Origin of the sequence: Fructobacillus parabroussonetiae, assembly GCF_018437265.1 — a bacterium.
In the GTDB taxonomy this organism is placed as follows: domain Bacteria; phylum Bacillota; class Bacilli; order Lactobacillales; family Lactobacillaceae; genus Fructobacillus; species Fructobacillus parabroussonetiae.
On record NZ_JAAMFL010000006.1, the window covers coordinates 94,063 to 120,179 of the forward strand.

Annotated in this window: 28 protein-coding genes; 7 read left to right on the forward strand and 21 right to left on the reverse strand. The window is 47.5% G+C overall.

Features of this window, described 5'->3' with window-relative positions:
• Positions 1-80: 80 nt before the first annotated feature.
• On the reverse strand, positions 81-1,373 hold the full coding sequence (tig, locus tag G6R30_RS04075) for a trigger factor (protein WP_213821729.1): 1,293 nt from the start codon (positions 1,371-1,373) through the stop codon (positions 81-83).
• Positions 1,374-1,552: 179 nt separating this feature from the next.
• On the opposite strand from tig, the gene G6R30_RS04080 reads away from it, so the two are divergent.
• Entirely contained in the window at positions 1,553-1,999 is a 447-nt protein-coding gene (locus G6R30_RS04080; RefSeq protein ID WP_213821731.1) for a GtrA family protein, read from the forward strand.
• Between the two features lie 225 nt (positions 2,000-2,224).
• Here G6R30_RS04080 and pepV read toward each other — a convergent pair whose 3' ends face one another.
• Positions 2,225-3,640 carry a dipeptidase PepV gene (gene pepV / locus G6R30_RS04085; protein WP_238476788.1) on the reverse strand — a complete coding sequence of 472 codons (1,416 nt, stop codon included), beginning with the start codon at positions 3,638-3,640 and terminating at the stop codon, positions 2,225-2,227.
• A gap of 121 nt (positions 3,641-3,761) precedes the next feature.
• Between pepV and G6R30_RS04090 the strand changes: the two genes are divergently transcribed.
• Both G6R30_RS04090 and G6R30_RS04095 read left to right on the forward strand, forming a co-directional pair.
• Entirely contained in the window at positions 3,762-4,622 is an 861-nt protein-coding gene (locus G6R30_RS04090; RefSeq protein ID WP_213821736.1) for an NAD(P)H-hydrate dehydratase, read from the forward strand.
• A gap of 25 nt (positions 4,623-4,647) precedes the next feature.
• Positions 4,648-5,466, forward strand: coding sequence for an exodeoxyribonuclease III (locus G6R30_RS04095; protein ID WP_213821738.1), 819 nt, complete (start codon positions 4,648-4,650; stop codon positions 5,464-5,466).
• A gap of 39 nt (positions 5,467-5,505) precedes the next feature.
• Here G6R30_RS04095 and G6R30_RS04100 read toward each other — a convergent pair whose 3' ends face one another.
• The 7 genes from G6R30_RS04100 to murI all read right to left on the reverse strand — a co-directional run bounded on the left by G6R30_RS04100 (position 5,506) and on the right by murI (position 10,794).
• Positions 5,506-6,039 carry a 3'-5' exonuclease gene (locus G6R30_RS04100; RefSeq protein ID WP_213821740.1) on the reverse strand — a complete coding sequence of 178 codons (534 nt, stop codon included), beginning with the start codon at positions 6,037-6,039 and terminating at the stop codon, positions 5,506-5,508.
• A complete protein-coding gene (locus G6R30_RS04105; RefSeq protein ID WP_213821742.1) occupies positions 6,036-6,593 on the reverse strand; it encodes a GNAT family N-acetyltransferase in 558 nt (185 codons plus the stop codon). The genes G6R30_RS04100 and G6R30_RS04105 overlap by 4 nt, the downstream gene beginning before the upstream one ends.
• Positions 6,590-7,045, reverse strand: coding sequence for a tRNA (adenosine(37)-N6)-threonylcarbamoyltransferase complex ATPase subunit type 1 TsaE (gene tsaE, locus G6R30_RS04110; RefSeq protein ID WP_213821751.1), 456 nt, complete (start codon positions 7,043-7,045; stop codon positions 6,590-6,592). The genes G6R30_RS04105 and tsaE overlap by 4 nt, the downstream gene beginning before the upstream one ends.
• 93 nt (positions 7,046-7,138) lie before the next feature.
• A complete protein-coding gene (gene queA, locus G6R30_RS04115) occupies positions 7,139-8,200 on the reverse strand; it encodes a tRNA preQ1(34) S-adenosylmethionine ribosyltransferase-isomerase QueA (RefSeq protein ID WP_213821753.1) in 1,062 nt (353 codons plus the stop codon).
• Between the two features lie 10 nt (positions 8,201-8,210).
• On the reverse strand, positions 8,211-9,266 hold the full coding sequence (ruvB, locus tag G6R30_RS04120; RefSeq protein ID WP_213821755.1) for a Holliday junction branch migration DNA helicase RuvB: 1,056 nt from the start codon (positions 9,264-9,266) through the stop codon (positions 8,211-8,213).
• A gap of 83 nt (positions 9,267-9,349) precedes the next feature.
• Positions 9,350-9,955 carry an RdgB/HAM1 family non-canonical purine NTP pyrophosphatase gene (gene rdgB, locus G6R30_RS04125; protein ID WP_213821757.1) on the reverse strand — a complete coding sequence of 202 codons (606 nt, stop codon included), beginning with the start codon at positions 9,953-9,955 and terminating at the stop codon, positions 9,350-9,352.
• A gap of 11 nt (positions 9,956-9,966) precedes the next feature.
• Complete coding sequence (murI, locus tag G6R30_RS04130; protein ID WP_213821759.1) at positions 9,967-10,794, reverse strand: glutamate racemase; 828 nt, start codon at positions 10,792-10,794, stop codon at positions 9,967-9,969.
• Positions 10,795-10,889: 95 nt separating this feature from the next.
• Between murI and G6R30_RS04135 the strand changes: the two genes are divergently transcribed.
• Positions 10,890-11,723 carry a YslB family protein gene (locus tag G6R30_RS04135; RefSeq protein WP_213821760.1) on the forward strand — a complete coding sequence of 278 codons (834 nt, stop codon included), beginning with the start codon at positions 10,890-10,892 and terminating at the stop codon, positions 11,721-11,723.
• A gap of 83 nt (positions 11,724-11,806) precedes the next feature.
• Here G6R30_RS04135 and G6R30_RS04140 read toward each other — a convergent pair whose 3' ends face one another.
• The 6 genes from G6R30_RS04140 to G6R30_RS04165 form a co-directional block, all read right to left on the reverse strand.
• A complete protein-coding gene (locus G6R30_RS04140) occupies positions 11,807-13,168 on the reverse strand; it encodes a DEAD/DEAH box helicase (RefSeq protein WP_213821761.1) in 1,362 nt (453 codons plus the stop codon).
• 56 nt (positions 13,169-13,224) lie between these two features.
• Positions 13,225-14,187, reverse strand: a complete 963-nt coding sequence (locus G6R30_RS04145; protein WP_213821762.1) for a DHH family phosphoesterase — start codon at positions 14,185-14,187, stop codon at positions 13,225-13,227.
• A 73-nt stretch (positions 14,188-14,260) separates the two neighbouring features.
• Positions 14,261-15,355, reverse strand: a complete 1,095-nt coding sequence (dinB, locus tag G6R30_RS04150; protein WP_213821770.1) for a DNA polymerase IV — start codon at positions 15,353-15,355, stop codon at positions 14,261-14,263.
• A 78-nt stretch (positions 15,356-15,433) separates the two neighbouring features.
• The gene (gene rplS, locus G6R30_RS04155; protein WP_213821772.1) at positions 15,434-15,793 is read right to left on the reverse strand and encodes a 50S ribosomal protein L19; all 360 of its coding nucleotides are present in this window, start codon (positions 15,791-15,793) and stop codon (positions 15,434-15,436) included.
• 121 nt (positions 15,794-15,914) lie between these two features.
• Positions 15,915-17,618, reverse strand: a complete 1,704-nt coding sequence (locus G6R30_RS04160; RefSeq protein ID WP_213821774.1) for a phospho-sugar mutase — start codon at positions 17,616-17,618, stop codon at positions 15,915-15,917.
• 3 nt (positions 17,619-17,621) lie between these two features.
• Positions 17,622-18,299 (reverse strand): DedA family protein, encoded by a 678-nt coding sequence (locus tag G6R30_RS04165; protein ID WP_213821775.1) that lies wholly within the window; start codon positions 18,297-18,299, stop codon positions 17,622-17,624.
• A gap of 429 nt (positions 18,300-18,728) precedes the next feature.
• On the opposite strand from G6R30_RS04165, the gene G6R30_RS04170 reads away from it, so the two are divergent.
• From G6R30_RS04170 to G6R30_RS04180, 3 genes are read left to right on the forward strand one after another with little or no spacing between them, the layout of a single operon-like run.
• On the forward strand, positions 18,729-19,745 hold the full coding sequence (locus tag G6R30_RS04170) for a zinc-dependent alcohol dehydrogenase family protein (RefSeq protein WP_213821777.1): 1,017 nt from the start codon (positions 18,729-18,731) through the stop codon (positions 19,743-19,745).
• Positions 19,746-19,748: 3 nt separating this feature from the next.
• Positions 19,749-20,471, forward strand: a complete 723-nt coding sequence (locus tag G6R30_RS04175; protein WP_213821779.1) for a DUF6198 family protein — start codon at positions 19,749-19,751, stop codon at positions 20,469-20,471.
• 36 nt (positions 20,472-20,507) lie between these two features.
• Positions 20,508-20,891 (forward strand): VOC family protein, encoded by a 384-nt coding sequence (locus tag G6R30_RS04180; RefSeq protein WP_213821781.1) that lies wholly within the window; start codon positions 20,508-20,510, stop codon positions 20,889-20,891.
• A gap of 101 nt (positions 20,892-20,992) precedes the next feature.
• Here G6R30_RS04180 and trxB read toward each other — a convergent pair whose 3' ends face one another.
• The 6 genes from trxB to phoU form a co-directional block, all read right to left on the reverse strand.
• On the reverse strand, positions 20,993-21,928 hold the full coding sequence (gene trxB / locus G6R30_RS04185) for a thioredoxin-disulfide reductase (protein WP_213821783.1): 936 nt from the start codon (positions 21,926-21,928) through the stop codon (positions 20,993-20,995).
• A 101-nt stretch (positions 21,929-22,029) separates the two neighbouring features.
• Complete coding sequence (gene galU / locus G6R30_RS04190) at positions 22,030-22,905, reverse strand: UTP--glucose-1-phosphate uridylyltransferase GalU (protein ID WP_213821785.1); 876 nt, start codon at positions 22,903-22,905, stop codon at positions 22,030-22,032.
• A gap of 67 nt (positions 22,906-22,972) precedes the next feature.
• Positions 22,973-23,983 carry an NAD(P)H-dependent glycerol-3-phosphate dehydrogenase gene (locus G6R30_RS04195; RefSeq protein WP_213821787.1) on the reverse strand — a complete coding sequence of 337 codons (1,011 nt, stop codon included), beginning with the start codon at positions 23,981-23,983 and terminating at the stop codon, positions 22,973-22,975.
• Positions 23,976-24,941 (reverse strand): HPr(Ser) kinase/phosphatase, encoded by a 966-nt coding sequence (gene hprK, locus G6R30_RS04200; RefSeq protein WP_213821789.1) that lies wholly within the window; start codon positions 24,939-24,941, stop codon positions 23,976-23,978. Before hprK ends, G6R30_RS04195 begins: the two co-directional genes overlap by 8 nt.
• A gap of 1 nt (position 24,942) precedes the next feature.
• Positions 24,943-25,299, reverse strand: a complete 357-nt coding sequence (locus tag G6R30_RS04205; RefSeq protein ID WP_213821791.1) for a phage holin family protein — start codon at positions 25,297-25,299, stop codon at positions 24,943-24,945.
• Between the two features lie 112 nt (positions 25,300-25,411).
• Complete coding sequence (gene phoU, locus G6R30_RS04210; RefSeq protein WP_213821793.1) at positions 25,412-26,086, reverse strand: phosphate signaling complex protein PhoU; 675 nt, start codon at positions 26,084-26,086, stop codon at positions 25,412-25,414.
• Between the last annotated feature and the right edge of the window lie 31 nt (positions 26,087-26,117).

Genomic DNA, 26,117 nt, shown 5'->3' on the forward strand with positions numbered 1-26,117 from the left:
CGTTTAAGAAAGTCCTAATCAATCAGGCCCATTCTCAAGCTTTTTCTAAGAAAAAAAGCCCGCAAGGGGCTTCAATTCGTTTACTTTGCCTTAGCAGAGGAAACGATCTTATCAACCGCTGCCTTCATGGCGATGTCATGCTTCAACAGAGCATCTGACAATGATTGCTTAACTTGTTCTTCTGAGATGTTGTACTGTGAAGCCAAGTCCTTGATTTCAGCAGCCACTTCTTCATCAGAAGGTTGGAAATCTTCCGCCTTCACGATAGCTTCCAAGACCAAGTTTGTCTTAACACGTGTGTCAGCACCTTCAGTGAATTGTTCCTTCAATGAATCTTCTGTTTGACCAGAAATTTGGAAGAACATCTGTGGTGAGATACCTTGTTGTTGCAATTGACCGAGGTATTGTTGCATTTGACGGTTCACGTCTTCGTCGATCATTTCTTGTGGAATTGAGCCACCAACTACTTCAGCGTTCTTAACAGCTGCTTCAACGGCAGCGTCTTCGAAGGCATCCTTAGCAGCTTGTTCGCGTGCTTCTTCCAAGTTCTTCTTCGTCTTGGCCTTCAATTCGTCAAGCGTGTCAACATCTTCGTCAACATCCTTTGCGAATTCGTCATCCAATTCAGGCAAAGACTTGCGCTTGATTTCGTGAAGCTTTACTTCAAAGAGCGCTTCCTTACCAGCCAAATCCTTGGCTTGGTATTCTTCTGGGAAAGTGACCTTAACGTCAACATCGTCACCGGCAACATGTCCAACTAATTGTTCTTCAAAGCCAGGAATGAATGAGCCTGAACCCAATTCAAGTGAGTAATCCTTTGATTGGCCACCTTCGAAGTGGTCACCATCAACAGAACCGTCAAAGTCGATCACAACAGTGTCGCCGTTTTCAGCCTTCGTGCCTTCAGGTTGCAAGACCAATTCTGCCTGGTTTTCTTGCATCCGCTTGATTTCAGCATCAACATCGTCATCTGAAACCTTGGCATCTTGCTTTTCAACAGTCAAGCCAGTGTAGTCACCCAACTTGATTTCTGGGGCAACGGCAACTTCGGCCTTCATTTCCCAATCAGCACCCTTTTCCATTGAAACAGGGGCGATGTCAGGTTGTCCAACAACCGTAATACCAGCTTCTGCAACAGCAGCTTGGTATGCGGCTGGCAAAACGATGTCCATCACATCTTGGTACAAAGCTTCTTCACCGAACTTTTGCAAGAAAAGTGACATTGGCACCTTTCCCTTACGGAATCCAGGAACCGCAATCTTGTTCTTGTTCTTTTCAAAAGCGGCCTTCAAACCCTTTTGTACATCCGCTTCTGCAATTGAAAATTCTAACGTACCACGGTTTGCATCCGCAGCTGCTGTCCATTTAGACATAGTAAATCCTCCAAGTCATTTCTTCCTATTAATTTTAGACTAAATAAGCGATTATCACAAGGTTTGTCGCGACGAAATTTAGAAAAAACGGCTGTTTTTGATCTTTTTGTCATCTTTTAATGTTGCTTTTGTCTTTCTTTGTTATCATAGTGGAAATATCACGGTTAGAGAGAACGGTTATGGTAAAAGCTTTACTAAAAAAATATGACAAAATCATTCGTTACCTATTGTTAGGTTTTGGAACTTTTTTGGTCAATATGTGGTCTTATGGTCTCATTTCAAAAGTCGCCAATTATTCGATTTCCTACACCTTAGCCTGGGCGATTGCCGTACTCTTCGCCTATGTGACCAACCGTCAGTGGGTCTTTGAATCAAAGGCCCGCGGATGGCAGCTCCTCCCTGAAATCGTCAACTATTATCTTTCACGAGGACTGACTTTTTGGTTGGGCTTGGTCATCATGTGGATTGGTGTTCAACACCTGAAGTTCGACGACTTTTACGTCAATATCGCGCGTAATGCCATGTTGCTCATCCCCAATTATTACTTAGCAAAGCTTTACGTCTTTCGAGATAAGAAGCGGCAACTAGACGACGAAAACCTGACCGAAGAAGAATTGGGCGAATAGCCTAAGCGGATTCCTAATCGGCATAAAAAACCGCACTCCGCTCACTCCAACCATGCTATAATTTAGTCAGAAAAGGAGCCGTCCTGCTAGACGGCTCCTCAGGACAAAGCCGCAAAGCGGTGGCTGTCCTTTCTGGGATATTAAAAAACCATACTCAGCCGGTCAAAGCGAGAGTATGGTTTTTTGTTAGTCTTCTTTCTTTCGCTTTACCAAGTTCTTTGGCTGTTATTCTGGCAAGTTTGCCAATTCGACAATCGCCTGGCCATAGATTCCCATCGAACGAACCAAGTCGTCAACCAAGGCAAATTCGTTGACCTGGTGCATGGTCTCAGGCGAATCTGGGAAGAGCGCACCAAAGGCCACGCCACGTTCCATCAAACGGCCGTATGTGCCACCCCCGATTACCTGATCATGGGCTGGCAAGCCGGTTTGCTCATGGTAGATGTTCAACAAAGTCTGAACAACGGGATCTTCTGGCGCCACGTAGTGTGGTACTTGTGCGTGACCACCAATTTCTGCCTTGTGTGGCCAGTTTTCAACCGCCTCGGCCAGCTTGCCACGAATAAAGTCGGGGCTAATGCCCTTTGGATAACGGAAGTTGTAGTTAATAAAGGCGCCGTTTTCTTCGTCGAAACGAATGATGCCAACGTTCATCGACAAGGCACCCATGACGTCGTCCTGGAAAGCGACACCAAGTTGGCGACCGGTTGGATCATCGTGTGACCAAGTGCCCAAATAGGCCAAGAAGCCTGCAGCAGAACCACCAAAGTCATACTGCTCCAAGAAGTGAGCCAAGTAAGTACCAGCATTCTCACCCGTTTCCGGAAGGGAACCGTGAACCTGCTTTCCAATCAACTCAAAGGAGACCTCATCGCCATCGAGGCTGACTTTGCCATGAATTTGAGGATGGGCCTTCAGATAGGCCGCAAACGCCTCATCCACCCTATCAAAGTCAAGGCCAGCCACCGTCGCGCGGGCGACACCAGGTACCATGTTTGTCCGCAAACCGGACTCAAATTTCAGCAACTGCGCCTTATCCCCGTTTGTTCCAGCAGCCGTCACGTTCACCTGCACGTTTCCCTTTTCCCCATTGATAATGGGGTATTCGGCATCGGGCGAAAAGCCGAAGGCGGGTGCGGGCTCCACTTCGAAGTAGCGCGTCATCCCCGTCCAATCGTTTTCCTCATCCGTACCAAAGATCAAGCGAACCCGACGCTTCAAGGGCAAATCCAAATCACGAATCATCTTGAAGGCGTAATAAGCCGCCAATCCTGGCCCCTTATCATCGGAAGCACCACGGGCAATGACTTTGCCATCCTCGATAACTGCTGTGAAAGGATCGGTATCCCAGCCCTCACCGGCCGGCATGACATCAACGTGCGCGAGCAAAGCCACGTATTCTTCGCTGTCCTCTGGCCCGATTTCAATGTAGCCAACCACGTTATCGATGTTCTTTGTGGTAAAGCCGTCCCGGTCTGCTAACGATAAGATGTGCGTCAGCGCTGCTTTCGGTCCGGGTCCCAGGGGCGCGTCCTCCGTTGCCTGCTGATCATCGCGCACGGATGGAATGGCTAAATAATCCGCCAAATCCGTTAAGTAGTCGGCTTCCTCTTCCTTTGCTTTCAACTGCCAATCGACCATGAAAATACCTCCGTCTGTTTTCTCCGGAAAAGTCTCACATGACTTTTTCATAATTTTCTAATGATTTGATTTTTATTATACACAAGTCCGCGGTAAAATGTTGCCAGGAGGTCAAATTTTTATGCTTACCCTATCACACGACATCGCAGCAAACGTCGTCAACAAAAGACAGAACAACAGTTTCAAGGGAAACTATGGTCACGTCCTCATTATTGGTGGCAACGAAAACCTTGGTGGCGCAGTCATCATGAACGCCCAAGCCGCCGTTTATTCTGGTGCGGGGCTCGTTACCGTTGCAACGGATTTGGCCAACAAATCCGCCATCCACGCCCGCCTTCCAGAAGTGATGGTCATGGATTACCGAAAAGACCTATCGGCAGCCATCAAAAAAGCGGACGTCATCTTAATTGGTTCCGGTCTTGGCCAGGAATTAACCATTCTAAAAGAAACCCTCCAAGCCGTTCAAGCAAAACAGACGCTCATTATTGACGGTTCAGCCATTACCATGATGGCAGAGCAGCACCTTCCCCTTCCCAATGCCAAAGTCGTTCTCACCCCACACCAAATGGAATGGCAACGGTTTGGCGAAGTGGTCATTGCTGATCAAAGCAGGGAAGACGCGAACTGGGAGGCGCTGATCAACCTCAATCCGGAACCGATTCTTGTTTTGAAATCATCGGCTACCCAGGTATACTTGAAAGATGATATGTATCAACTGTCAGTTGGTGGCCCTTATCAGGCAACTGGCGGCATGGGCGACACCCTGGCTGGTATGATTGCCGGCTTTACGGCACAGTTTTCACCTGTCAGTCACGCTGTCTTAGCAGCCGTTTATACGCACTCCGCCATTGCCGAAGAGCTCAGCAAAACGGCCTACGTGACCCTGCCATCAAAAATCGCCGAAGCCATTCCGGCTTACATGCAACGATTGGCAATGGAAACGGTTAGCAAGGCGCCCGTCGATACAAAGCAAGAAGAATAGTAAAACGAGAAGGAAGAGAAGGCACATGAAACTCATCTCCTGGAACATCGATTCCATTAACGCCGCTGTCGAACACAAATCCGACCGTGGGCTCATGACTTGGGGCGTCCTCGAAACCATTGCGGAAGCAAAACCGGACGTGATCGCCATTCAAGAAACCAAGCTAAAAGTCGAAGGCCTCACCAAGAAGCAACGAGAGGCGCTCGAAACGCTTTTTGCCGGCTATCACTTTTATACGAATTCTTCATCAGCCCGCAAATCCTATGCCGGCACGATGTTGATCACAAAAGACGAACCAATTAACGTGGCCTATCCGACAATTGGGGCTCCCGGCGAAATGGATCAAGAAGGTCGGATTGTGACTGCAGAATTCGAGAATTGCTTCGTTTCAACTGTCTACACGCCTAACGCCGGTGGCGAACTAGCGCGTCTCGCTGATCGGCAACTTTGGGATGACGCATATCGTGCATACATCAACGGCTTGAACGAGCAAAAGCCCGTCATCTTCTCCGGTGACTTTAACGTCGCCCACGAAGAAATCGATTTGAAGCACCCAAACACGAATCATCACTCGGCTGGCTTTACTGATGAAGAGCGCTCACAGTTCAGCAAGTTGCTCGACGCCGGCTATACGGACACCCTGCGCGCCATGCACCCAGGCGAAGAAGGCATTTATTCTTGGTGGGCCCAACGTTCGAAAACATCAAAAATCAACAATTCTGGTTGGCGGATCGACTACTACTTGGTATCAAACCGAATCGCAGATAAAGTTGAAAATATCAAAGTCGTGGACACTGGCGCCCGCCAGGACCACGCCCCACTCGAATTAGAAATTAATTTATAAGATTCAAAAAGCTTCGCAAATTTTGCGAAGCTTTTTTTATTACTTATAGCGCACTGCTTCTTTTAGCGGTGCCGTGCCATAGAGCTGGCCTTGGCGAATCAAAATTTCAGCACAGGCAATCGCATCGGCTAAGGCATTGTGGTGATTTTTCAACGAAATATCAAGCGCGGCCGAAACCGTGTTCAACTTGTGATTTGGCAAATCAGGCATTAACCGACGAGACGTTTTTAACGTATCCAAAACTTGGAAGTGCGCATCGGGCAAGTCATAATAGTCCAAGCAAGCCTTCAAAACAGACACATCAAAGGTCGCATTGTGGGCAACAACCATCTTTTCCTCGGTAAAAAACGGGGCGATTGTGGGCCAAATTTCTTTAAAAGTCGGCGCGTCAACCACGTCTTCTTCATAAATGCCGTGAATCTGCGAATTTCGCGCAGAAAAAGGGGTATCCGGCTTCAGTAATGTATAAAACTGGTCAACAATTTCGTCATTTCGAACAACGACCAGCGCCAGCGAAACGGCTGAATGTCGCTGACCCGAGGCCGTTTCAAAATCAATGGCAACAAAATTCATACGAGGCTCAACTCCCTTCGTTCAAGCGTTGCTTGCCGTTTATTTGGTAATTGGACAGACTGCTCAGCTCCTGGCACAACGGCAAAGCCCAACTCATCGTAGAGATGACGAGCCGGGGCATTCGTGATATCAACATCTAGCCAGAGTCGCTCATAACCAACCTGAACCGCCCAATCGATCATTGACTGAATGGTTAAGCGGCCCAGCCCCTGATTTTGATAATCATGTAAAATCGCAATGCCAACTTCGCCAGACGAGATCGAACCAATGCCAACCGGGTAGGAAAGCGCCGGATTATCGTCTGAATCTGTCGCCGTTTCGGCTTCCGCCCAGACTAGCCATGTTTTTGCTGGCAAAGTCGCTTCCGCGTCAAGCTCTTCTTCGTCGATACTTTGCGACTGCTGCCGTGCCAATTCATCGGCTAACTGAAAGGTATCCGATTCCTGCTTTAAAACAGCCAAAAGGTCTTGTGCAACTTGGGCGTGTTGCAAGTCGAGGCTCTTCAAACAATAAGATAAGCTGACTTCGTTTTCACCCGGGTACTCAACCATCATACGAGTGCCTCTTCGATGGCAGCAGCCTTTCCCAGACCCTTTACCGTAATCAGACGTTCGTCTGCACCGTTTCCGGTCCGCTCAAAAGTCATCACCAAGCGGTCATTGGGCAGCAAATCCGCCATGAATTGTGGCCATTCGATTAACGTCACACCATCCGTTCCCAGATAGTCCTCAAATCCCTGGTCAGCTGCACCAGATTCTTCCAAACGGTAGGCGTCAAAATGATAAAGTGGCAACCGTCCCGACTCGTAGGTATTCAAAATATTAAAAGTGGGACTCTTGACGCGATCCGATACACCGAGTGCCTGGGCAAAGCCCTTTGTAAAAGTCGTTTTACCAGCGCCCAAGTCCCCGTTTAGGGTGATCACTAAGCCAACCGTGGCTAAATCTGCCAGCTTTTTTGCCAACGCCTGTGTTTGCGCCGGATTTGTGCTTTCGAATGTTTTCATAACCAATATTATACCACGGCCCCGCCCCTTCTGGTCTGGACCAGCCGCTTAAAAGAACAGTAAAAAACGCGGGTAAAAACCCGCGTCTTTTCGTTATTTATGAACAAACATGGCATCCCCAAAGGAGAAGAAACGGTACTTTTCAGCCACGGCATGCTGGTAGGCATTCAAAATATTTTCACGACCCGTAAAGGCAGCGACTAACATCACCAAAGTTGACTTTGGTAAATGGAAGTTCGTAATGAATGCATCGACAATCTGCCAGTCATAGCCAGGCTTAATAAAGATATCGGTCCAACCAGAATCCGCCTTTAATTCACCCTGGAACTTAGTTCCGATGGTTTCCAGTGTCCGAATCGAGGTCGTCCCCGTGGCCACAACGCGGCCACCGTTTTTGCGTACCTTGTTCAGCTTGGCTGCCGCTTCCTCTGACAACTGGTAGAACTCGGAATGCATCTTGTGGTCTTCGATGTTTTCTTCGTCAACTGGTCGGAACGTTCCCAAGCCAACGTGCAAGGTCAACTCGACCAATTCAACGCCCTTATCAGCCACTTTTTGGAGCAATTCTGGGGTCCAATGAAGACCTGCCGTTGGTGCGGCAGCGGAACCATCAACCTTCGAATAAACGGTCTGGTATCGTTCCTGATCTTCCAATTTTTCTTTGATGTAAGGTGGCAGAGGCATTTCACCTAGCTGTTCCAGCCGTTCCATGAAGATCCCTTGGTAGTCAAACTGAATGTATCGACCACCATGGTCCAATTCCTTCACAATCGTTCCCGTCATCACGGGCTTTTCGGGGTCGTCACCAAACACAATCGTCGAGCCCACTGGGGACTTTTTTGCGGGCTTTACCAAGACTTCCCATACGTCATCGTGATCTTGACGAAGCAAAAGAACCTCGGCATGACCACCGGTACTTGGCCGAACCCCGTGCAAACGAGCGGGCAAGACCCGGGAATTGTTCATTACCAAGGCATCGCCAGGATTCAAGTAGGACAAGATATCGTAAAAGTGCTTGTCTTCATAGGCGCCCGTTTCGGCGTTCAAAACCAACAAACGCGAGGAGGAACGATCCTTCAAAGGCGTTTGGGCGATCAGTTCTTCTGGTAAATCATAATCAAAATCCGATAGTTGATAGTGTGCCGCTTCGGTCATGGCATCCCCCTTAATTCTGCTGTTCATATGGGCGTCCGAGGTGCTGGTAAGCTGATTTTGTGACCACACGTCCCCGGGGCGTCCGCTTTAAAAAGCCAATTTGAAGTAAATATGGCTCCACCATCGATTCAATGGTGTCTTGTTCTTCACCAATATTGGCGGCAATGGTTGCCAGACCAACTGGCCCACCATTATACAAATCAATCATGGCAAGCAAAAGCTTATGGTCGGTTTCATCCAAGCCCTTTTGATCCACCCGTAATTTATCTAAGGCAGTCGCCACTAATGCTGGTTCAATGGCAGATTTCCCAGCCACCTGAGCAAAGTCGCGCACCCGCTTTAACAAGCGGTTAGCGATTCGGGGCGTTCCCCGCGAACGCAAGGCAACGGCCAGCGCCCCCTCTTTTGTGATTGGCGCTTCAAAAATGGCAGCCGTTCGTGTCACGATTTCAGCTAAGTCTTCTGGCTCGTAGTAGGCCAGGGAGTTAATAATGCCAAAGCGATCACGAAGCGGTTTTGATAACATTCCTGGCCTTGTTGTCGCCCCAACGAGTGTAAAAGGTGGTAACGGGAAGTGAACGGCCCTCGCCGTTGGTCCCTGCCCAACCATGATATCGATATAGTAATCTTCCATGGCCGAATAGAGCATTTCTTCCACGTTCATCGGCAATCGATGAATTTCATCAATAAACAGCACATCCCCAGGTTCCAAGCCATTCAAAAGTGCGACCAGGTCGCCCCCCTTTTCAATGGCCGGACCGGATGCCGTCTTGAGGTGAACCCCTAGCTCGTTGGCAATAATCATCGCCAAAGTCGTTTTACCAAGGCCTGGAGGGCCAAAAAGCAAAACGTGGTCCAAGGCTTCCTCGCGCATCTTGGCGGCCTTCAGATAGACCGAAAGTTCTTCCTTTAACGCCTTTTGCCCGATGTATTCGGATAGCTTTTTAGGACGCAGCGAAAGTTCACTTTCCTGCTCCTCTTGGTTCGCACCGGCGTTTTTTAAGAGTTCGTCCGCCTCGTTTTGCCCTTCGAACCAACTGTTGAATTGTGTCGTTTCCTCTGTCATTAGTCCTATTATAGCGTATTTTGCTTTTCTTTTGGCAGTTCCAATACCGTCTGGGCGCAAATAAAAAAGTCGGTTTCCCGACTTTATTCGGCCAACCAGGCCGGTAATTTCAAACGTAATTCCTGCAGGGCCCGACCGCGGTGTGACACGTCATTCTTTTCGGCCGTGGTCATTTCAGCAAAGGTCTTTTCAGCAGGCGCATAGTAAAAAATTGGATCGTAGCCAAAGCTTTCCTGCCCATCCCAGTCTTCCGTGATAAAGCCGTCCACACGACCAGCCACTTGTAAGTTGGCTCGGTCCGGTCCCACAACGACCATGACCGTCGTAAAGAAGGCTTCACGTTCAATGTCTTGCTTACCCGATAACTTGGCGAGTACCTTTCGATTATTGGCAACGTCATCATGGTCACCAGCGTAGCGGGCAGAAAAAACGCCGGGCTCGCCGTTCAAAGAAGGGATGGTCAGGCCGGAATCATCGGCCAGTACCAAATCATCTGGATAGGCTTTGGCAATGGTCTCTGCCTTCTTGGTCGCGTTCTCCAAAAAAGTCTGTCCATCCTCCAAGACGTCAGGGACAGCTGGCAAATCGGCCAGTGAAACCAGGTCAAGGGCAATCGCCGCTTCTTTAAAAGCGGCTTTCATCTCGTTGACTTTATGGGCGTTCTTGCTAGCAATAATCAAACGGGTCATCGTAAATCCTCTCACTTGTTTTCAAGGGTGGTTAACGGCAGGTGCCGGTATTGAAAATCGCCTTGGCCAAGCCAATTATTGGCAATCGTTTCAAAAGTCGCAACCGGTCCCGTCGTATACAGTTGATAAGTCGCTGACTTTTCCTTGCTTTTCGACAGAAGGTCTTGCTGTTTCAAATAATCCGCTAAGTCCTTAGCCGTCGCCTTCCCCGCATCAACTAATTGGACGCCGTCAGCAACAGCTGACTGAATGGCTGGCGTCAGCAAAGGAAAGTGGGTACAACCAAGAATGAGCGTATCAATCTGATCGTTTTCAAAGTGCTTTAAGTGCGCCTTGACGGCTGTCTTTGCTTCATCACTTTGGTAACGATTTTTCTCGACCAGTTGCACGAAGTCTGGCTCTGCTTGTGCAAAGACTTTGGCAGTGGGCAGTAGGGCTTCAATCTCTTCTTGGTAGCGGCCCGATTTGACCGTACCTTCCGTTGCAATTAAACCAATTCGACCCGACAAAGTCGTGTCAACTGCCGCCTTTGCGCCAGAATCAATGACACCAATGACAGGAATGTCTAATTCATCCTGCAAAACTGGTAAAGCACAGGCAGTGGCGGTATTGCAAGCAATGGCCAAGACCTTAATCTGGTGTTTTTTCACTAAAAAGTGAGCAATCTGCCGGCTGTAATCAATCACCTCGTCGGGTGATTTTGGGCCGTACGGGTTACGGGCGTTATCCCCAACAAAGACAATTGACTCATCGGGCAAGAGTGCCTTGGTCGCCTTGAGGACGGTCAGTCCACCAATGCCAGAATCCATCATTCCAATTGCGTTTTCTCGTTTTTCCATACCTCCTATTATCGGATAATCTTAAAAAAAAGCAAGAGAGACCGGGCCGAAAGTCGCGCTATTTGTTATAATAGTTAGAAGAAAGGATGTCTTTTATGCCAAACGCTCGATCAAATCAAACAATCGGTTCAACACGGTCTGAAAACGCCTTTGCATCGCTACTCCTACGGGATGGTCTCTTGCAAAACCTGTTAACAGATGACTACGCCAACATCACGTATTGGGCTGGAAAGGAACTGGCACGTCAGTTCCCACTTGAATCAATCGCCGAAATCACGGACTTTTTCGACAAAGCCGCCTTTGGTGATCTGGCCATTACCTACCAGGGCGAAGCCGAACAACAATGGGTCCTATCGGGGCCTGTGGTAGCGGACCGTTTGGCATTGAACCGCCAGGCCGACTTTTCATTGGAAGCCGGCTTCCTCGCACAGCAAGTCGAATTGCAAAACGAGGCCGTTTCGGAAAGCTACTTTCAAGTCGTCACCCGCAAACACGCCGTGACGATTACCATCATGGTGGATAACGACCATAAGATTGATTCGCTCACCGCCTCTGAACAAGTTGGCTTGCGTGACCGCTTCTTCGACTTGATGGATGAAAAAACCGAAACGGTTCACGAACAAATCGAAAGCGTCGGACAAATTAAGCCCGCTTCAGAATCACACATGATCGATGAAGATGCCGAAATTTCCGAAGCTGACACGCTGAGTCAAACCGCCACAAGCACAATGGCTGAGACGGTTGAAAACAGCCAGAGCCAGCTCAGTCAAGAAGCACCAGCTGACGCGGTATCCCAAATCAATGATGAAGCAGCAATCATCACAGATGACGAGGAGCTGTCAGTCGAACAGTCAATCACGAACTCACTTTTAGCCTTTGATCCAAAGGCTAAAAAGACGAATGATTCAAAGACTGCCCTGGACTTTTAAAAAAACAAAAAAAACCACCCCATCGGGTGGTTTTTTGTTTGGTAGAAAGAATTTTTCTAACCTTGCGCTTGTCAGCGAACCTCTTAATCCTGGTTCTTATTTTGACGACGGGTGTTTCTTCTTTCCTGCCGCTGTTCAATACGACGATCCATTTGTTGCTTTCGCTTCAAATTATTCTTGATCTGACGCTTGTAACCAGGCTTGACTTTCTTTTTCTTCTTTTTGACCATCCCGACCATTTCTGGATCGAGCTTTTTCGTCGTGGCTTGTCGTTGGTAACGGGCCTTACGGTCCTTCACATCGACAATGTCTTCATTCTTAATCTGCTTATTTTGGAAAACAATGCCCAACTTCTCAAGTTCAGCAATCTTGTTTTCTTCATCAGGCCCATACAAGGTCACAGCCGTTCCTGAGAGACCATTTCGGCCCGTTCGACCGACACGGTGAACGAAGAACTCTAATTCACCCGGAACGCCATCATTAATGACATGGGAAACGCCTTCAATATCAATACCACGGGCAGCCAAATCGGTGGCCACGACATATTGATAATCGAGGTGCAAAATGCCCTTCATGACTCGTCGGCGTTCACGGGGTGGAATATCTCCGTGAATCTCGGCCACCTTGAGTCCTTGACTACGCAAATGGGCAGCCAATTCCTTCACCCGTTCTTTTGTATTAGCAAAAATCAGTGCTAAATACGGATTAAAGATTGTGAGCAATCGGTCGATCACCTCTTCTTTATTCTTTGAACGGGTAGCAATCAACCAGTTATCAACTGTATCGGCAATCGTCGCCGACGTTGGAATCGTGGTGAAAACCGGGTTCTCCAAATACTTACGCAAGAACGGCTTCAACTTTTCTGGCATCGTTGCTGAAAAGACGAGTGTCTGCAAATCCTTTGGCATGGCAGCAGCCAAAAAATCAACATCAGGCAAAAAGCCCATGTCCAAAGTCATATCCGCTTCATCAACAACCAGCGTCTTAACCTGGTTGACAACCAGCGAACCGGACTTGACTAAGTCGGAAAGACGACCCGGTGTACCAACGACTAACTGTGGCTGATGCTTCTCTAGTTGTCTTACCTGACGCGCTTTATCCGTACCACCGACATATTCGACGATGGCGACTTTTTCCATTGCCATGGCTTCTGCAAAAGCGCGTGCCGCCTTGGCAATTTGTGCGGCTAATTCACGTGATGGCGTTGTAATCACAACTTGCGTCCGCTGTACGGTCGGATCCAATTGATTAAAAATGGGTACCAAGAAGGTATGGGTCTTTCCAGAACCCGTCTGGGACTGGCCGACCACATCCCCACCTCGCAAAACCGTCGGAATCAACTTCGCCTGAATGGGCGTTGGCTGATCAAAGCCGATCTTTTTCAGTGCCTTTAGCACGTCCGGCTTTAAGTTAAATTGGCCAAATTGTTGGCTTTCTTCTGACATCGTGTCCTTACTTTCTCTTTGTTCGCTAGCCGTTTTCAGCTAGCTCGGTCAACGACCTAAGACTGTTTTTTTAAAGCACTATCGACTCGGTCGATCACTGCTTGAATTTGTTCTTTTCCATATGCCCAGGCCCCGGATGCTAAGGGGTGACCCCCACCGTCAAAGTCTTGGGCAATCTCATTGATGACGATCGAACGGGAGCGCAAACGAACACGGTAGTCGCCATTGTCTTGCTCTTCGAAAATCGCCCAGGCCTTGACCCGGTCAATCCGTGATGGGATCGATACCGTATACGAGGTGCCGGCGTCGCCAAGGTGGAAGGAATCCAATAATTCGCGGTCCAAAACGACATAGGCAAAACCAGAATCCAAGACCGTAATATGCTGCATCACCCAGCCAGAAAGCTTGACGGCCGGCTCTGGCAAAGTCGTCATCTGCGTATACATGCTCTGGTAATCAAAGCCGTAAGAAACGAGCTTCGCTGCCACATCAAAGACATCTTCGTTCAATGAGTACATGAACCGACCAGTATCCCCAATAATGCCGATGTAAAGGAAGCGAGCAGCCTCTTTGGTCATCGTCAACCCTTGGTCCTTTAACTGCTCGTAGAATTGATAGATCAACACGGCGGTTGCCGCTGCTTCATCTTCAACCCACTGCCAGTCCCCGTAAGGTTCGACGTTTGGATGGTGGTCAATTTTGACGACCTCCAAGCCATTCCGCCAGCGTTGGTCATCGACTCGGGGATCGTTTGCCGTATCAACGACAATGACGAGTGCCTTCTTATAGGCAGCGTCTGGTACGTCATCTGCAATCGGTTGCCCGTCACCAATCCATGCTAAGCCCGGAATTTGCTTACCAGCCGCATAGATCTTTTTTTCGGGGAAAGAAGCCTTTAAAATGGCTTGCAACCCAAGCTGTGACCCATAGGCATCGGGATCAGGGCGCTGGTGGCGATGAATGATAATAGTATCATAACGTTTAATTTGTGCGAGAATATCTTCTTGAATACTTGCCATGTCTTTTTCCTGTCTCTTTGTTACCTTCTATTATACCCTAGCAAAGCGGCTGGGCAAAAGGGGCAATCCTGCATTAAAACTGCTCAAAAAGAGAAACGGCCTCGTATTTTTGTTCAATAATATTTGAAAAAGTCAGTCCCAACAGCCGAACGGAAAAGTCCTCCGGATAGATCTCATCAAAAATCAGCATCGCCTGCCGAGTCATAAAGGCCGGATCCAAGTCAAAGGTTCCCGCTAAGGTAAGGCCCTTCGTTTGCGTCCGAAATTCGTCATCTCGAATTTTAACCGTCAGGGTTCGGCCAAGTAGCTTTCGTTTCTGCATGTTCGCCACGACTTTTTCAGCGAGCGCCTTAAAGGCCGCTTCGACCGATTGCCGGTCATGAATGGCCAATTCAAAAGTCGATTCCTTCCCCACCGATTGTCGCATCGAGCGGTCCTTCACCGGTGAAAAATGGGTGGCACGTGCCTGCCAGTACAAGACATCCCCAAAGGAGCCGAAGTGCACCCGCAGGTCGTCCAAAGACATGGCGTATAAATCACGACCATTCTTGACGCCCAGCTTCTCAAACTTAAGCAGCGTCTTCTTGCCGACCCCCCGAAAGTCCTGAATGGGCAATTGCAACATAAAATCCTGTGCTAACTCATGAGGAATCACCGTCACCCCGTTGGGCTTATGGTGTTCCGAGCCCAATTTGGCCAGCACTTTGTTGTAAGAAACCCCAACGGAACAAGTCAGGTGCGTTTCCTGCCAAATTCGGTGGCGCAATTGCGCAGCCAAAGTTGGCGCCGCCATTTTGTTTTCCGTAACATCCAGGTAAGCTTCGTCAAGAGCCACCGGCTCAATGGTCTCCGTGAATTCATGGAAAATGGCGTGAATTTGTGACGAAATCTGTCGATACTTATCAAAGTCAGGGGCCACAAAAACGAGATTCGGACAGACTCTTTTCGCTTCAATCGAACCCATGGCCGAATGCACGCCGGCTTTGCGCGCCACATAGTTGGCTGTCGCAATCACCCCGTGTCCGTGGTGCTTATCCGGATCACGGCCAATCCCAAGGGGAACATGTCGTAACTGCGGATGATCCCGCATTTCAACCTGAGCGTAAAAGGCGTCAATGTCAACGTGCAGAATTTTTCGGTTATCACTTGCTTGCAAAAACTCTGCCATGCCGCCCCCTTTTTTCTCAGCGTTTTTATCTTCAAAAGAAAAAGTCCCCACTGGAACAGTGGAGACTTAAGCCATACCTTAGACGTCGCGACGACGTTCCTTAATACGAGCTGCCTTACCTTGCAATGCACGCAAGTAGTAAAGCTTAGCACGGCGAACTTGACCGTAGCGAGTTACTTCGATCTTTTCAACACGTGGTGAGTGTACTGGGAAGGTACGTTCAACACCAACACCAGAAGAAATCTTACGAACCGTGTAAGTGGCCTGGATACCAGTTCCCTTACGCTTAATCACAACTCCTTCAAAGAGCTGGACACGTTCGCGAGTTCCTTCAACAATCTTGGCGTGGACACGAACCGTGTCACCAGCGCGGAATTCAGGAATATCGTTCCGCAATTGGGCTGAGGTAACTTTTTCTAACAAAATGTTTTGACGCATGTCATTCTCCTAATCGCCAATCGTATGCTTGCCGAACCGACTCACGCACAGCGGATTACCGTTAATTATGGCTTATTGCCTTTTACTAGTATAGCAAAGCTTGGCTTTGCTTGCAACGGCTTTATCCCTGGAGCTTTTCTGCCATTTCCTTTTCATAGGCGGCCAACTTTTTGTCGGCAGCGGCCTTCGAATCGGCGACCACACCCAGGTATAGCTTCAGCTTTGGCTCCGTTCCAGAAGGACGAAGTGCAATCCAAGAGCCATCAGCCAACCAGTACTTCAACACATTGGCCTTTGGCTGTGGCATCTTTTTCACTGAACCGACGCGATCGACCTGTTCCTGGCTGGCAAAGTCCTGCGTAGCCAAAACCAATTGACCAGCGACTGTTTCAAGCTTTTCGTTACGGAATTTCGTCATGAGATCGGCCATTTCCTGATGGCCGGAAACCCCTGGAAATTCATAAGCATTTGTCTTTTCTTCAAAGTAACCAAATTGCTTGTACAAGTCATCGAGGCCATCGGCAAAGGAACGACCAGCTTCCTTATAGTAGGCAGCCATTTCAGCAAAGAGCACGAGGGCCTGAATGGCATCCTTGTCGTGAGCAAAGGGTTTAATTAGGTAACCAAAGGATTCTTCAAAGCCGAAGAGATAGGTATAGTCCTTTTTCTCCTCAAAGCGATCAATCATGGCCGCAATGTATTTGAAGCCCGTCAAGACATCAAAGGTTGTCACGCCAAAGGACTTCGCAATTTCGGAAGCAAAACGAGAAGAAACAATGGAGGTCACGATCGCACCGTTTTCAGGCAGCGTATTCGTCTTCTTCTTAGCCGTCAGCAAGTAGTTAACCATCAAAGCGGCAATTTGGTTTCCAGACAGTACCTGGTAAGAACCATCGGCTAAGCGTACCGCAGCACCCATTCGGTCGGCATCGGGATCCGTTGCCACGACAAGGTCTGCTTCTTCGCGCTTGGCGTATTCAATGGCCAGTGACAAGGCCGCCGGATCTTCCGGATTCGGCTTTTTAACCGTTGGAAAGTCACCATCCAACTCGGCCTGTTCCTTAACGACGGTGTAATTGGTGAAGCCAGCTTGTTGTAAGGCCTTTTCACCAATGTATTGTCCCGTTCCGTGAAGGGGTGAGTAAACGAACTTAAGGGCTGCCCCCTCTTTTTTGATCAATTCCCGATCAACTGAAATTGTCTTCACTTCAGCCAAATAGGCGTTATCGACCAAGTCGTCGATGATCGCCACGTTCTTTTCGCTGGCATCCTTTTGGATGGTAAAGGGATTTTCGATGGCCGCCCGGGCATCGATGACAGCTTGAACAGCGGACGGAATCATCTGGCCACCGTCTTCACCGTAGACCTTGTAGCCATTATCTTCCTTTGGATTGTGCGATGCCGTAATCATGATACCGGCAAAAGCCTTCAGATGACGAACGGCAAAGGATAATTCAGGCGTTGGACGCAGTGAGGAGAAACGGAAGACCTTAATACCGTGGGCTGAAAGGACCTGTGAGGCTTCAATCGCAAATTCCGTGGAATGGTGACGGGAATCGAAGGCGATCACGACGCCACGTTCTTTGGCCGCTTGGCCGTTTTGATCAATATAGCTGGCAAGGGCTTCCGTGACTTTGGCAACGGTCACCACGTTAATCTGATTAGGACCGACACCCATGTGTCCGCGCATCCCCGCTGTTCCAAAAGCCATGTCCTGATAGAAAGCTTCTTCAATCTGATCTTCTGGCATGGCCTGGAGTTCGTTTTCTAAGTCCTTTGGCAAATCAGCAGCTTGCCATTTAGCAAAAGTATCGTTATAAGTCATTTCTCAGTCCTCATCTTTCTCTTGGCTGGGTTTGGTGATTAAATCAATGATGAATTGGCGAAACCTTGGTGATCGTAAAACCAGAACCGCAATCACAATGGCCAACACAATGCCGACGGGTAGTACTCCGGCTGGTAAAGTCAAGTGACCAAAGAAGTACCCAATGGTCACCATCGAGCTCGCCCAGATCACAGAAGCGAGGGCCGACATGTGGAAGTAGGTTTTAAAAGGTAACTTTAAGCGGTGGGCAGACAATGGAACGATTGTTCGTACGAAAGGAACAAAACGGCCCAAAATGATGAATAACTGCCAGCGCTTCGGATTGAGGTTGGCCGTCACTTTAGCAGTAAAATCTTCATTTAAATGCTTCTTAACCCAGGGAATCTTATCAACTTGTCGAATCACCCAAGCCCCCAACCAGTAGTTAATTGAATCACCGATGGTCGATGCTAGCGTAAAAAGCAGAATCAAAATGACGAATTCTTCAATCGAATGGTGTCGGCCTGCTAAGCCAGCCGCTGTCATGACGAGCGCATCACCTGGAATGAAGCCAGTAATGATTCCCCCAGTTTCAATTAAAATCAACAGAAATAAGATCGACAGTTCAATGAATGAAAAATTCGCGTCGGCATGCCCAATCTGGGTTACCCAATCCGCAATTGCGCCAAAGGCTAAAACCATGTGCTACTCCTCTTTTCGTTTTATTTCCTATATAAGGGAAACAAAGCTAAGTCAAAATTTTATTTTCTATTTTAATTAAACGAAGTTAATTTAAAATAAAAAGTTTCTTTCACCTACTCCAATCATACGCTAAGAACCGCTCAAAATCTGCCCAGATCTCGTTTTTTTCAAAAAAAACGCATCCAATCCGATTGGAATCGTCCCTTTTCCCGGTTATTAAAAATGCTGTTTATTCCTAAATGCCCTCTTCATCAAGAGAAAAGCAACACAAACAATTGTTTGCTCATCTTTTATAGATAAAAAATAATCATTAATCCCTTATATTATCGCCTTTTACAAAAAGTTTTCTTTTTCACTTGACACAAGTTTGCTCAATGTTTATTATATATTGTGTAAAGTAAAACAAAGTTTATTTGGAGGATGTATCTCATGGAAGCACTTGTTTTAACAGGTAAGAAGCAATTGGAAATCAAGAACATTGATAAGCCTGAAGTAAAGCCTAACGAAGTTTTGATTCACACGGCCTTTGCCGGTGTTTGTGGAACTGACCACGCCTTGTACGCTGGTGAACCAGGATCAGCCGATGCTGTTCCACCAATCGTATTGGGACACGAAAACTCAGGTGTTGTTAAAGAAGTCGGCTCAGCCGTTACAAACTTGAAGGTTGGCGACCGCGTGTCTGTTGACCCTAACATCTACTGTGGACAGTGCAAGTTCTGCCACACAAACCGTCCTGAATTGTGTGAAAACCTTTCAGCTGTTGGTGTTACGCGCGATGGTGGTTTTGAAGAATACTTCACTGCCCCAGCCGAAGTTGTTTACCCAATTCCTGACAACGTTGACTTGAAGTCAGCCGCAATCGTTGAACCAATTTCATGTGCCATTCACGGTATGAAGTTGTTGAAGCCATCCCCATACCAAAAGGCTTTGGTTATCGGTGACGGTTTCATGGGTGAATTGTTTGTTCAAATCTTGCAAGCTTACGGTATCCACCAAGTTGATTTGGCCGGAATCGTTGACGAAAAGTTGAAGATGAACAAGGAACTCTTCGGTGTTAAGAACACGTTCAACACAATGAACGGTGACAAGGTTCCTGCTTCAGAATACGATGTTGTTATCGAAGCTGTTGGTATGCCACAAACACAAGAAACTGCCGTTGAATCAGCTGCCCGTGGTGGTCAAGTTTTGATGTTCGGTGTTGGTGGACCTGACGCCAAGTTTGAAATGAACACGTACGAAATCTTCCAAAAGGAATTGACGATCCAAGGTTCATTCATTAACCCTAACGCATTCGAAGATTCATTGGCTTTGCTTTCATCTGGAAAGTTGAACATCAAGCCATTGATGTCACACGAATTGACGTTGGCACAAGTTGACGACTTTGTTAACGGTAAGTTGGGCGTTGTCTCAAAGGCCGTTGTTAAGGTCGGTGGCGAAGAGGCCTAACCTATGCAAAAGAGTAACCGTACGATAAGCTGGGGCACTGCCATTGCTTATTTCGCCTTTTCCCTTGTGATTAACTCAATGGGAAACGTCTTGACGATTGCCACGAGTCAAAAGATTCACCCCGCTTTCTTGGGTTCAGCTTATTGGACCGCTGCTGAAAACGGTTGGAATATGTCCTTTATGGGAAACACCGCGTCTGGTCTTTCTTGGGTCTTCTTCATTGTTGGTGTTTTGATCGCCATCTTGAACATGGTCTTAGATCGCAAGTTAAACTGGTGGAAGTTCTTTGGAAACATCGCTTTCATGGTGCCTTTCTCACTCTTGATTAACGTATTCTCAAATTGGTTCAACAGCATTATGCCAGAAGCTCACGGCTTGGGCATGGTCATCTTCTATGTCTTCTTGAACTTCTTAGGGGTTTCATTAATTGCTGTCGCAATCTCAATTTACCAACGTGCCAATGTCGTCTTGCACCCTGCTGACGACTTGATGCAAATCTTGCGTTTTAAGTACTTTAAGGGAAATGCCGGCGTGGCAATGTGGTTCTCATATATTCCACCTACCATTATCGGTGTTGTCGCTTTGATTGCTCTTCCAAACTTCTCAAACTACGGTTTGGGCACCATCTTTGCCTTCCTCTTCCAAGGAAGCATTACTGGTTGGGGCGACAAGCATATCTTCCCTAAGTTGAAGCACCAAGGTATCTCCGCTTCAACAGAAGTATAATCAATGGAATGATTGTCTTAGAAAGGACGTTAAATCATGGCATTTACAGATTATTATGATGATGTTCAACACATCGGTATCCCAACAAAGGACTTGGCTAAGGCCGAAAAGTTCTGGGAATCACTCGGTTTCAAAAAGATCGGTGACTTTCCTTCAAACGAAGTCATCTTCATGAACTACGGTCACTTAACTATTGAAACTTGGCATGATGAAACAGCAACTGGTAAGCCAGGAGCCATCAACCACATCTCAATGAACACAAGCAATGCTGATGAAGCTTTCAAGGAAGCCAAAGCAGCTGGATTCGATGTCATTGATTCAGAAGTGCAACACTTGCCATTCTGGGACAAGGGAATCAAGTTCTTCAACATTATGGGACCTGATGCCGAAATCGTTGAATTCTGCGAGATCGTCAAATAACAATTCCAAATAAAAAACGCACTGCCATTTAATTGGCAGTGCGTTTTTTACTTGTTATACAAAAAAGGATAACCAACAACCTGGTTATCCTTTATCTGATGTTATTGCCTTGCGGCAAGGTAATTATATGCTTCTTGTCCAGCTAGGCCGCCATCGCCGATTGCCGTTGTAATCTGGCGCAAATCCTTCACCAGAACGTCTCCAGCAGCAAAGAGACCGGGAACAGCCGTTTCCATCCGCTGGTTGGCTTTAATCCAGCCGTTAGTGTCTGTGATGCCTAACTGAGTAAATTGGGCGGTATTCGGCTTTAAACCGATGTAAATAAAGACACCCGCTGTTTTAAAAGTCGAGTTCTCACCCGTTTCGTTATTTTTCAACTCGACAGACTGAACTTCATCGCCATTCCCATTGATGGCAGTCACCGAAGTGTTGAAGACGAAGCGAATGTTTTCCTGCTTCTTTGCCCGTTCTTGCAAGATTGGCTGTGCCTTCAATTGATCACCGCGGACAAAAATAGTGACATCTTTGACGATATTGGCCAAATAAAGGCCTTCTTCGACGGCAGAATCACCACCACCAACAACCGTTACGGATTCACCCTTGAAAAAGGCAGCATCACAAACGGCACAGTAAGAAACGCCTTTGCCCTGATAGTCCTCTTCACCAGGAACGCCGAGGTGCGTATGCTCTGAGCCCGTTGCCAGGATGACCGCAGGGGCTTGCAAGTCACCCATATCCGTGTGGACGACTTTGTCATGGTTTTCTAAGACATCAATGCCAGAAACGGCACCAAACGAATATTCCGCGCCAAACTGCGTCGACGAGGCGTACATTTTCTCGGCCAAGTCAGGTCCCATGATTTTGTTATAACCTGGATAATTCTCGACCTCAGCCGTATTGTTCATCTGGCCGCCGTAGATTCCTTGATCGACCATCACGGTCTTCAACTCCGCACGGGAAGCATAGGTTGCGGCCGTCATTCCTGCCGGACCAGCACCAATAATAATGACATCATAGTTTTTCACTTCTTCGGCCATAAGCGCTCCTTTACTCGTTTAATCTTTCAATAAGGATATTGTATATCTTAAAAATACATTTGTCGAATTAAAAAAAGAGGTGTCTAGACCTCTTTTTTTATTTACATCTTTGCAGCGATTTCCTTAATGTAGGCACGCAATTCATCCTTGACCTGTGGATGCTTCAAACCAAATTCGATGTTTGTTTCCAAGAAACCAATCTTTGAACCAATGTCATAACGGTTACCCATAAACTTGTGGGCGTACACGTGTTGACGGTTATTCAAGGTATCAATGGCATCCGTTAATTGAATTTCGCCACCCTTACCAGGCTTCGTGTTTTCCAACTCTTCGAAAATTTCAGGCGTCAAGAGGTAACGACCGATAATGGCCAAGTCAGAAGGCGCTTCTTCTGGCTTTGGCTTTTCAACGAAGGACTTCACACGGTAAAGCCCATCATCTTTCACCTTTGCCGCTGGATCAATCACACCGTATTCAGAAACACGATCATGAGGCACTTCCATTACGGCCAATGTTGATTCACCCGTTTCGTTATAACGTTCAATCAACTGCTTCGTCAATGGCACTTCGTCTTGCATCAAGTCATCCCCAAGCAAAACGACGAAGGGTTCGTCGCCAATAAAGCTCTTGGCCGTTAAGATGGCATCCCCGAGACCCTTTGGACGTGATTGACGAATAAAGTACATGTTGATGTCAGTCGTTTCTTCGACCAACTTCAACAATTCAACCTTGTTCTTTTCGCGCAAGTTGTTTTCAAGTTCAGGATTGGAATCAAAGTGATCTTCAATTGATCGCTTAGACTTCCCATCAACAATCACGATATCTTCAATTCCAGAAGCAATTGCTTCACGAACAATGTATTCAATCGTTGGTGTGTCAACAATTGGCAACATTTCCTTGGCCAGTGCCTTTGTTGCTGGCAAAAAACGCGTTCCCAATCCAGCGGCTGGGATAATGGCTTTACGTACAGGTTTCATTCTATCCTACTTTCTTATCGGCCCACAGTGTCGACCGTCGTTCTTTTCCATTATAGCAAAACTTTGCTTAATCTTCAGCTTTCAATGGCCTTGTCATCAAATCGTTAATTCCCTGATCAATCGTTTTACCTTCATAGATCACTTGATAAAGCGTCCGCGTGATTGGCAGGTCCAAATCATATTCCTTTTCAAAGTCGACGACGGCCTTGATTGTATTGACACCTTCAATGACCATGCCCATCTCTTCTTCTACTTGAGCCAATGGCTTCCCAGATGCTAAAGCAACCCCAGCACGGTAATTTCTTGAGTTTGGCGACATTCCTGTCACAATCAAGTCCCCGATTCCGGCCAGCCCTAAGAAGGTTTCGGGCTGGGCACCCAAGGCCTGCCCAACCTCTCGAATTTCAACCAAGCCCCGTGTCAAAAGCGCAGCCTGCGCATTGGCACCATAGCCCTTACCGATTAACATGCCAGAACCAATCGCGATGATGTTTTTCAAAGCGCCACCCAGTTCAGAACCAATTAGATCGTGATTCGTATAAGGACGGAAGTGCGCATTGGCAAGTGCCCCTTGTAAGGCTTCGGCTGCGCGAACATCGTTTGAGCCAATGGAAATAGCAGTTAAGTCACCCTTGACTACGTCTTCGGCATGCGATGGTCCTGAGATAACGGCTAAGCCGCTGTAGCAGTCAGCGGGAATTTCTTCAACCAACATTTGTGAAATACGCAAGTGCGTCTTTTGCTCAAGTCCCTTGGCCGCATGAGCCAAAATAACCGACTGTTTATTTGCCAACAGGATGGCTGCTAATTGCTTGGCAACTTGGCGAATGGCCTTCGTTGGAACGACGAACAGCACAATGTCGGCGCCTGATACAGCAGCTGCCATTTGATCAGTCGCTTGCAGGTTATCTTCGAGCTTAGCACCGGGCAAGTAACGGTCGTTTTGATGCCGTTCATTAATTTCAGCTGCTTGATCCGCCTTGTGCGACCAGATCATAACTTGCTGACCGTTCTTCGCCATCGTATTGGCTAAGGCCGTTCCCCAAGAACCGGCCCCTAGCACTGCAATCTTAGTCATGTTTTCTTTCCTCAGCGTCTTCTTTTTGGTTTTCAATAATGGCCTTGTCCATTCGTTCCTGCAAGGTCTGTAGGGCGTCGTAACCCATGTTTTGTGTCCGGAATTTAACCGCCGCCGCATCGATTACCGAAGCCGTATTACGACCAGGGGTCACCGGTACCACCATCTTTTTGACTTTGACACCCAAGATGTTCAGCGTTTCGTCCTCGTTACCGAGACGATCGAAGTTTTCTTCCCCGATTTTACCGTTTGATAGGTGAATGTTTAATCGAATGGAGGCATGGGAGCGAACGGACACGGCACCATAAACTTGCTGGACATCGATAATTCCAACGCCACGAACTTCCATCAAGTTCTGCAAAACAGCCGATGGTTGACCAATTAACCGTTGCTCATCTTCTTGATGAATATCCACTCGGTCATCGGCAACTAGACGTGCCTTTCCCTGCTGAATCAACTCCAAAGCAGATTCTGTTTTTCCAATACCAGCATCGCCGGTAATCAAAACGCCCAATCCGTGAACATCAATCAAAACGCCGTGAACAGCCTGCCTTGGGGCCAACTCACCACCCAGATAATAGGTCATGTTCGACAGAATCTGAGAAGATGTTAAATGCGTCGTCAAAATCGGAATATTGGCTTCTTCCGCCGCCTGCTTTAATTCATCGGCAATTGGCAAGTTGGTTGACACGACAAAGGCGGGCGTCTTCGTATCGGCCATCTTCCGATAAACCATCAAGAGTTCATCGTGTGACATCCGTTCCGAGAAGGAAGTTTCCGTAATACCCAAAAGCTGCACACGTTCGGGTGCGTAGTAAGTAAAATACCCCGTCATTTCCAATCCAGGACGGGAGATATCCGCCGTTGAAATCGTCCGATCCAAATAATCGTGTCCAGAGACAATTGTCAACCGCGTGTGATCAACTAAGTCCTTTACTGTCACCTTTTTTACTGCCATGTTACTGCCTCCTCATTTCAATTCGGGTTTGATCCATAAAGATCAAATTTGCAACGGTCATCAATACGGCAACTAGAAAAGCCCACCAGAAGCTGGTAAAGGCAAAGCCTGGAACAAAGTAAGCCGTTAATTCCAGCAACGCGGCATTGATAATCAACGAAAAAGCGCCAAGGCTGATGATCACAAGCGGTAAGGCCAAGGTCATCAATACGGGTTTTAACAAACGGTTTAAAATCGTTAACACAATGGCCGCCAGTGCAGCAACCGTCATGTTTTCTAAGATAAAGCCGTTAGGGAATAACAGGGCACAGGCCAAGAAGACCGCCATGTTAATCGCTGTTTGCATGATAAAGCGCATAGGCACTCCTTCATTTAGATTTACTAGGTCCATTATACCAAAGTCTCTTGTTGCCTTAAATTAAATGAAACAAAAAAAGCCCTTATTTTCGGGCTTCTTGTGGAAAATTTCTTTAAATAAAGTAGTTATAGCCAGGATTCAATTCAATAATCTTTCCTGTCCGTTTATACACAATCCACTCGGCGATATCCGTCGTATAATCACCAATCCGCTTAATGTAACCAGCGATCACCAGGTAGTCAGCGGCTGAATCAACCAACTCAGGATCGTCCTTCATCCCCTGAACCGAGTCTGTTCGGACTTTGGCAGCGGCATTCGACAGCTCATGGTTCTTGGCCGCAATGTTTTCGGCTCCCAAGGCATCGTTTTTCACGTAGTAAGCCATCACTTCGGAAACCATCGTGGCCACCAATTCACCCATTTCACCGAGTTGTTCTTCTACGGCATGAATGTGCTTGGTCCCCTTCACACGAATGGTCGAGGTCGCAATATTACGCGCCTGGTCCCCCATTCGTTCCAGCACGGAAACCGCCTTCAATATGGTCACAATCTCACGCAAATCCGTTGTTACCGGCTGATAGAGCGCAATCATTTCAAAAGTCTTCTTTTCGAGTGCTGCTTCGCGTTCATTAATCTTATAATCATGATCAATGATCTTGCGAGCGCCCTCACGGTCATGCTTAATAAAGGATTGTACAGCCGCCTGAATCGTCTTGGCAACCAGTTCACCCATTTCCGTAAAGGATGAGTCCAAATCTGCTAATTCATCATCAAATAGTCGACGCATCGCAACTTCCTTTCAAATATCAAAGCCAACA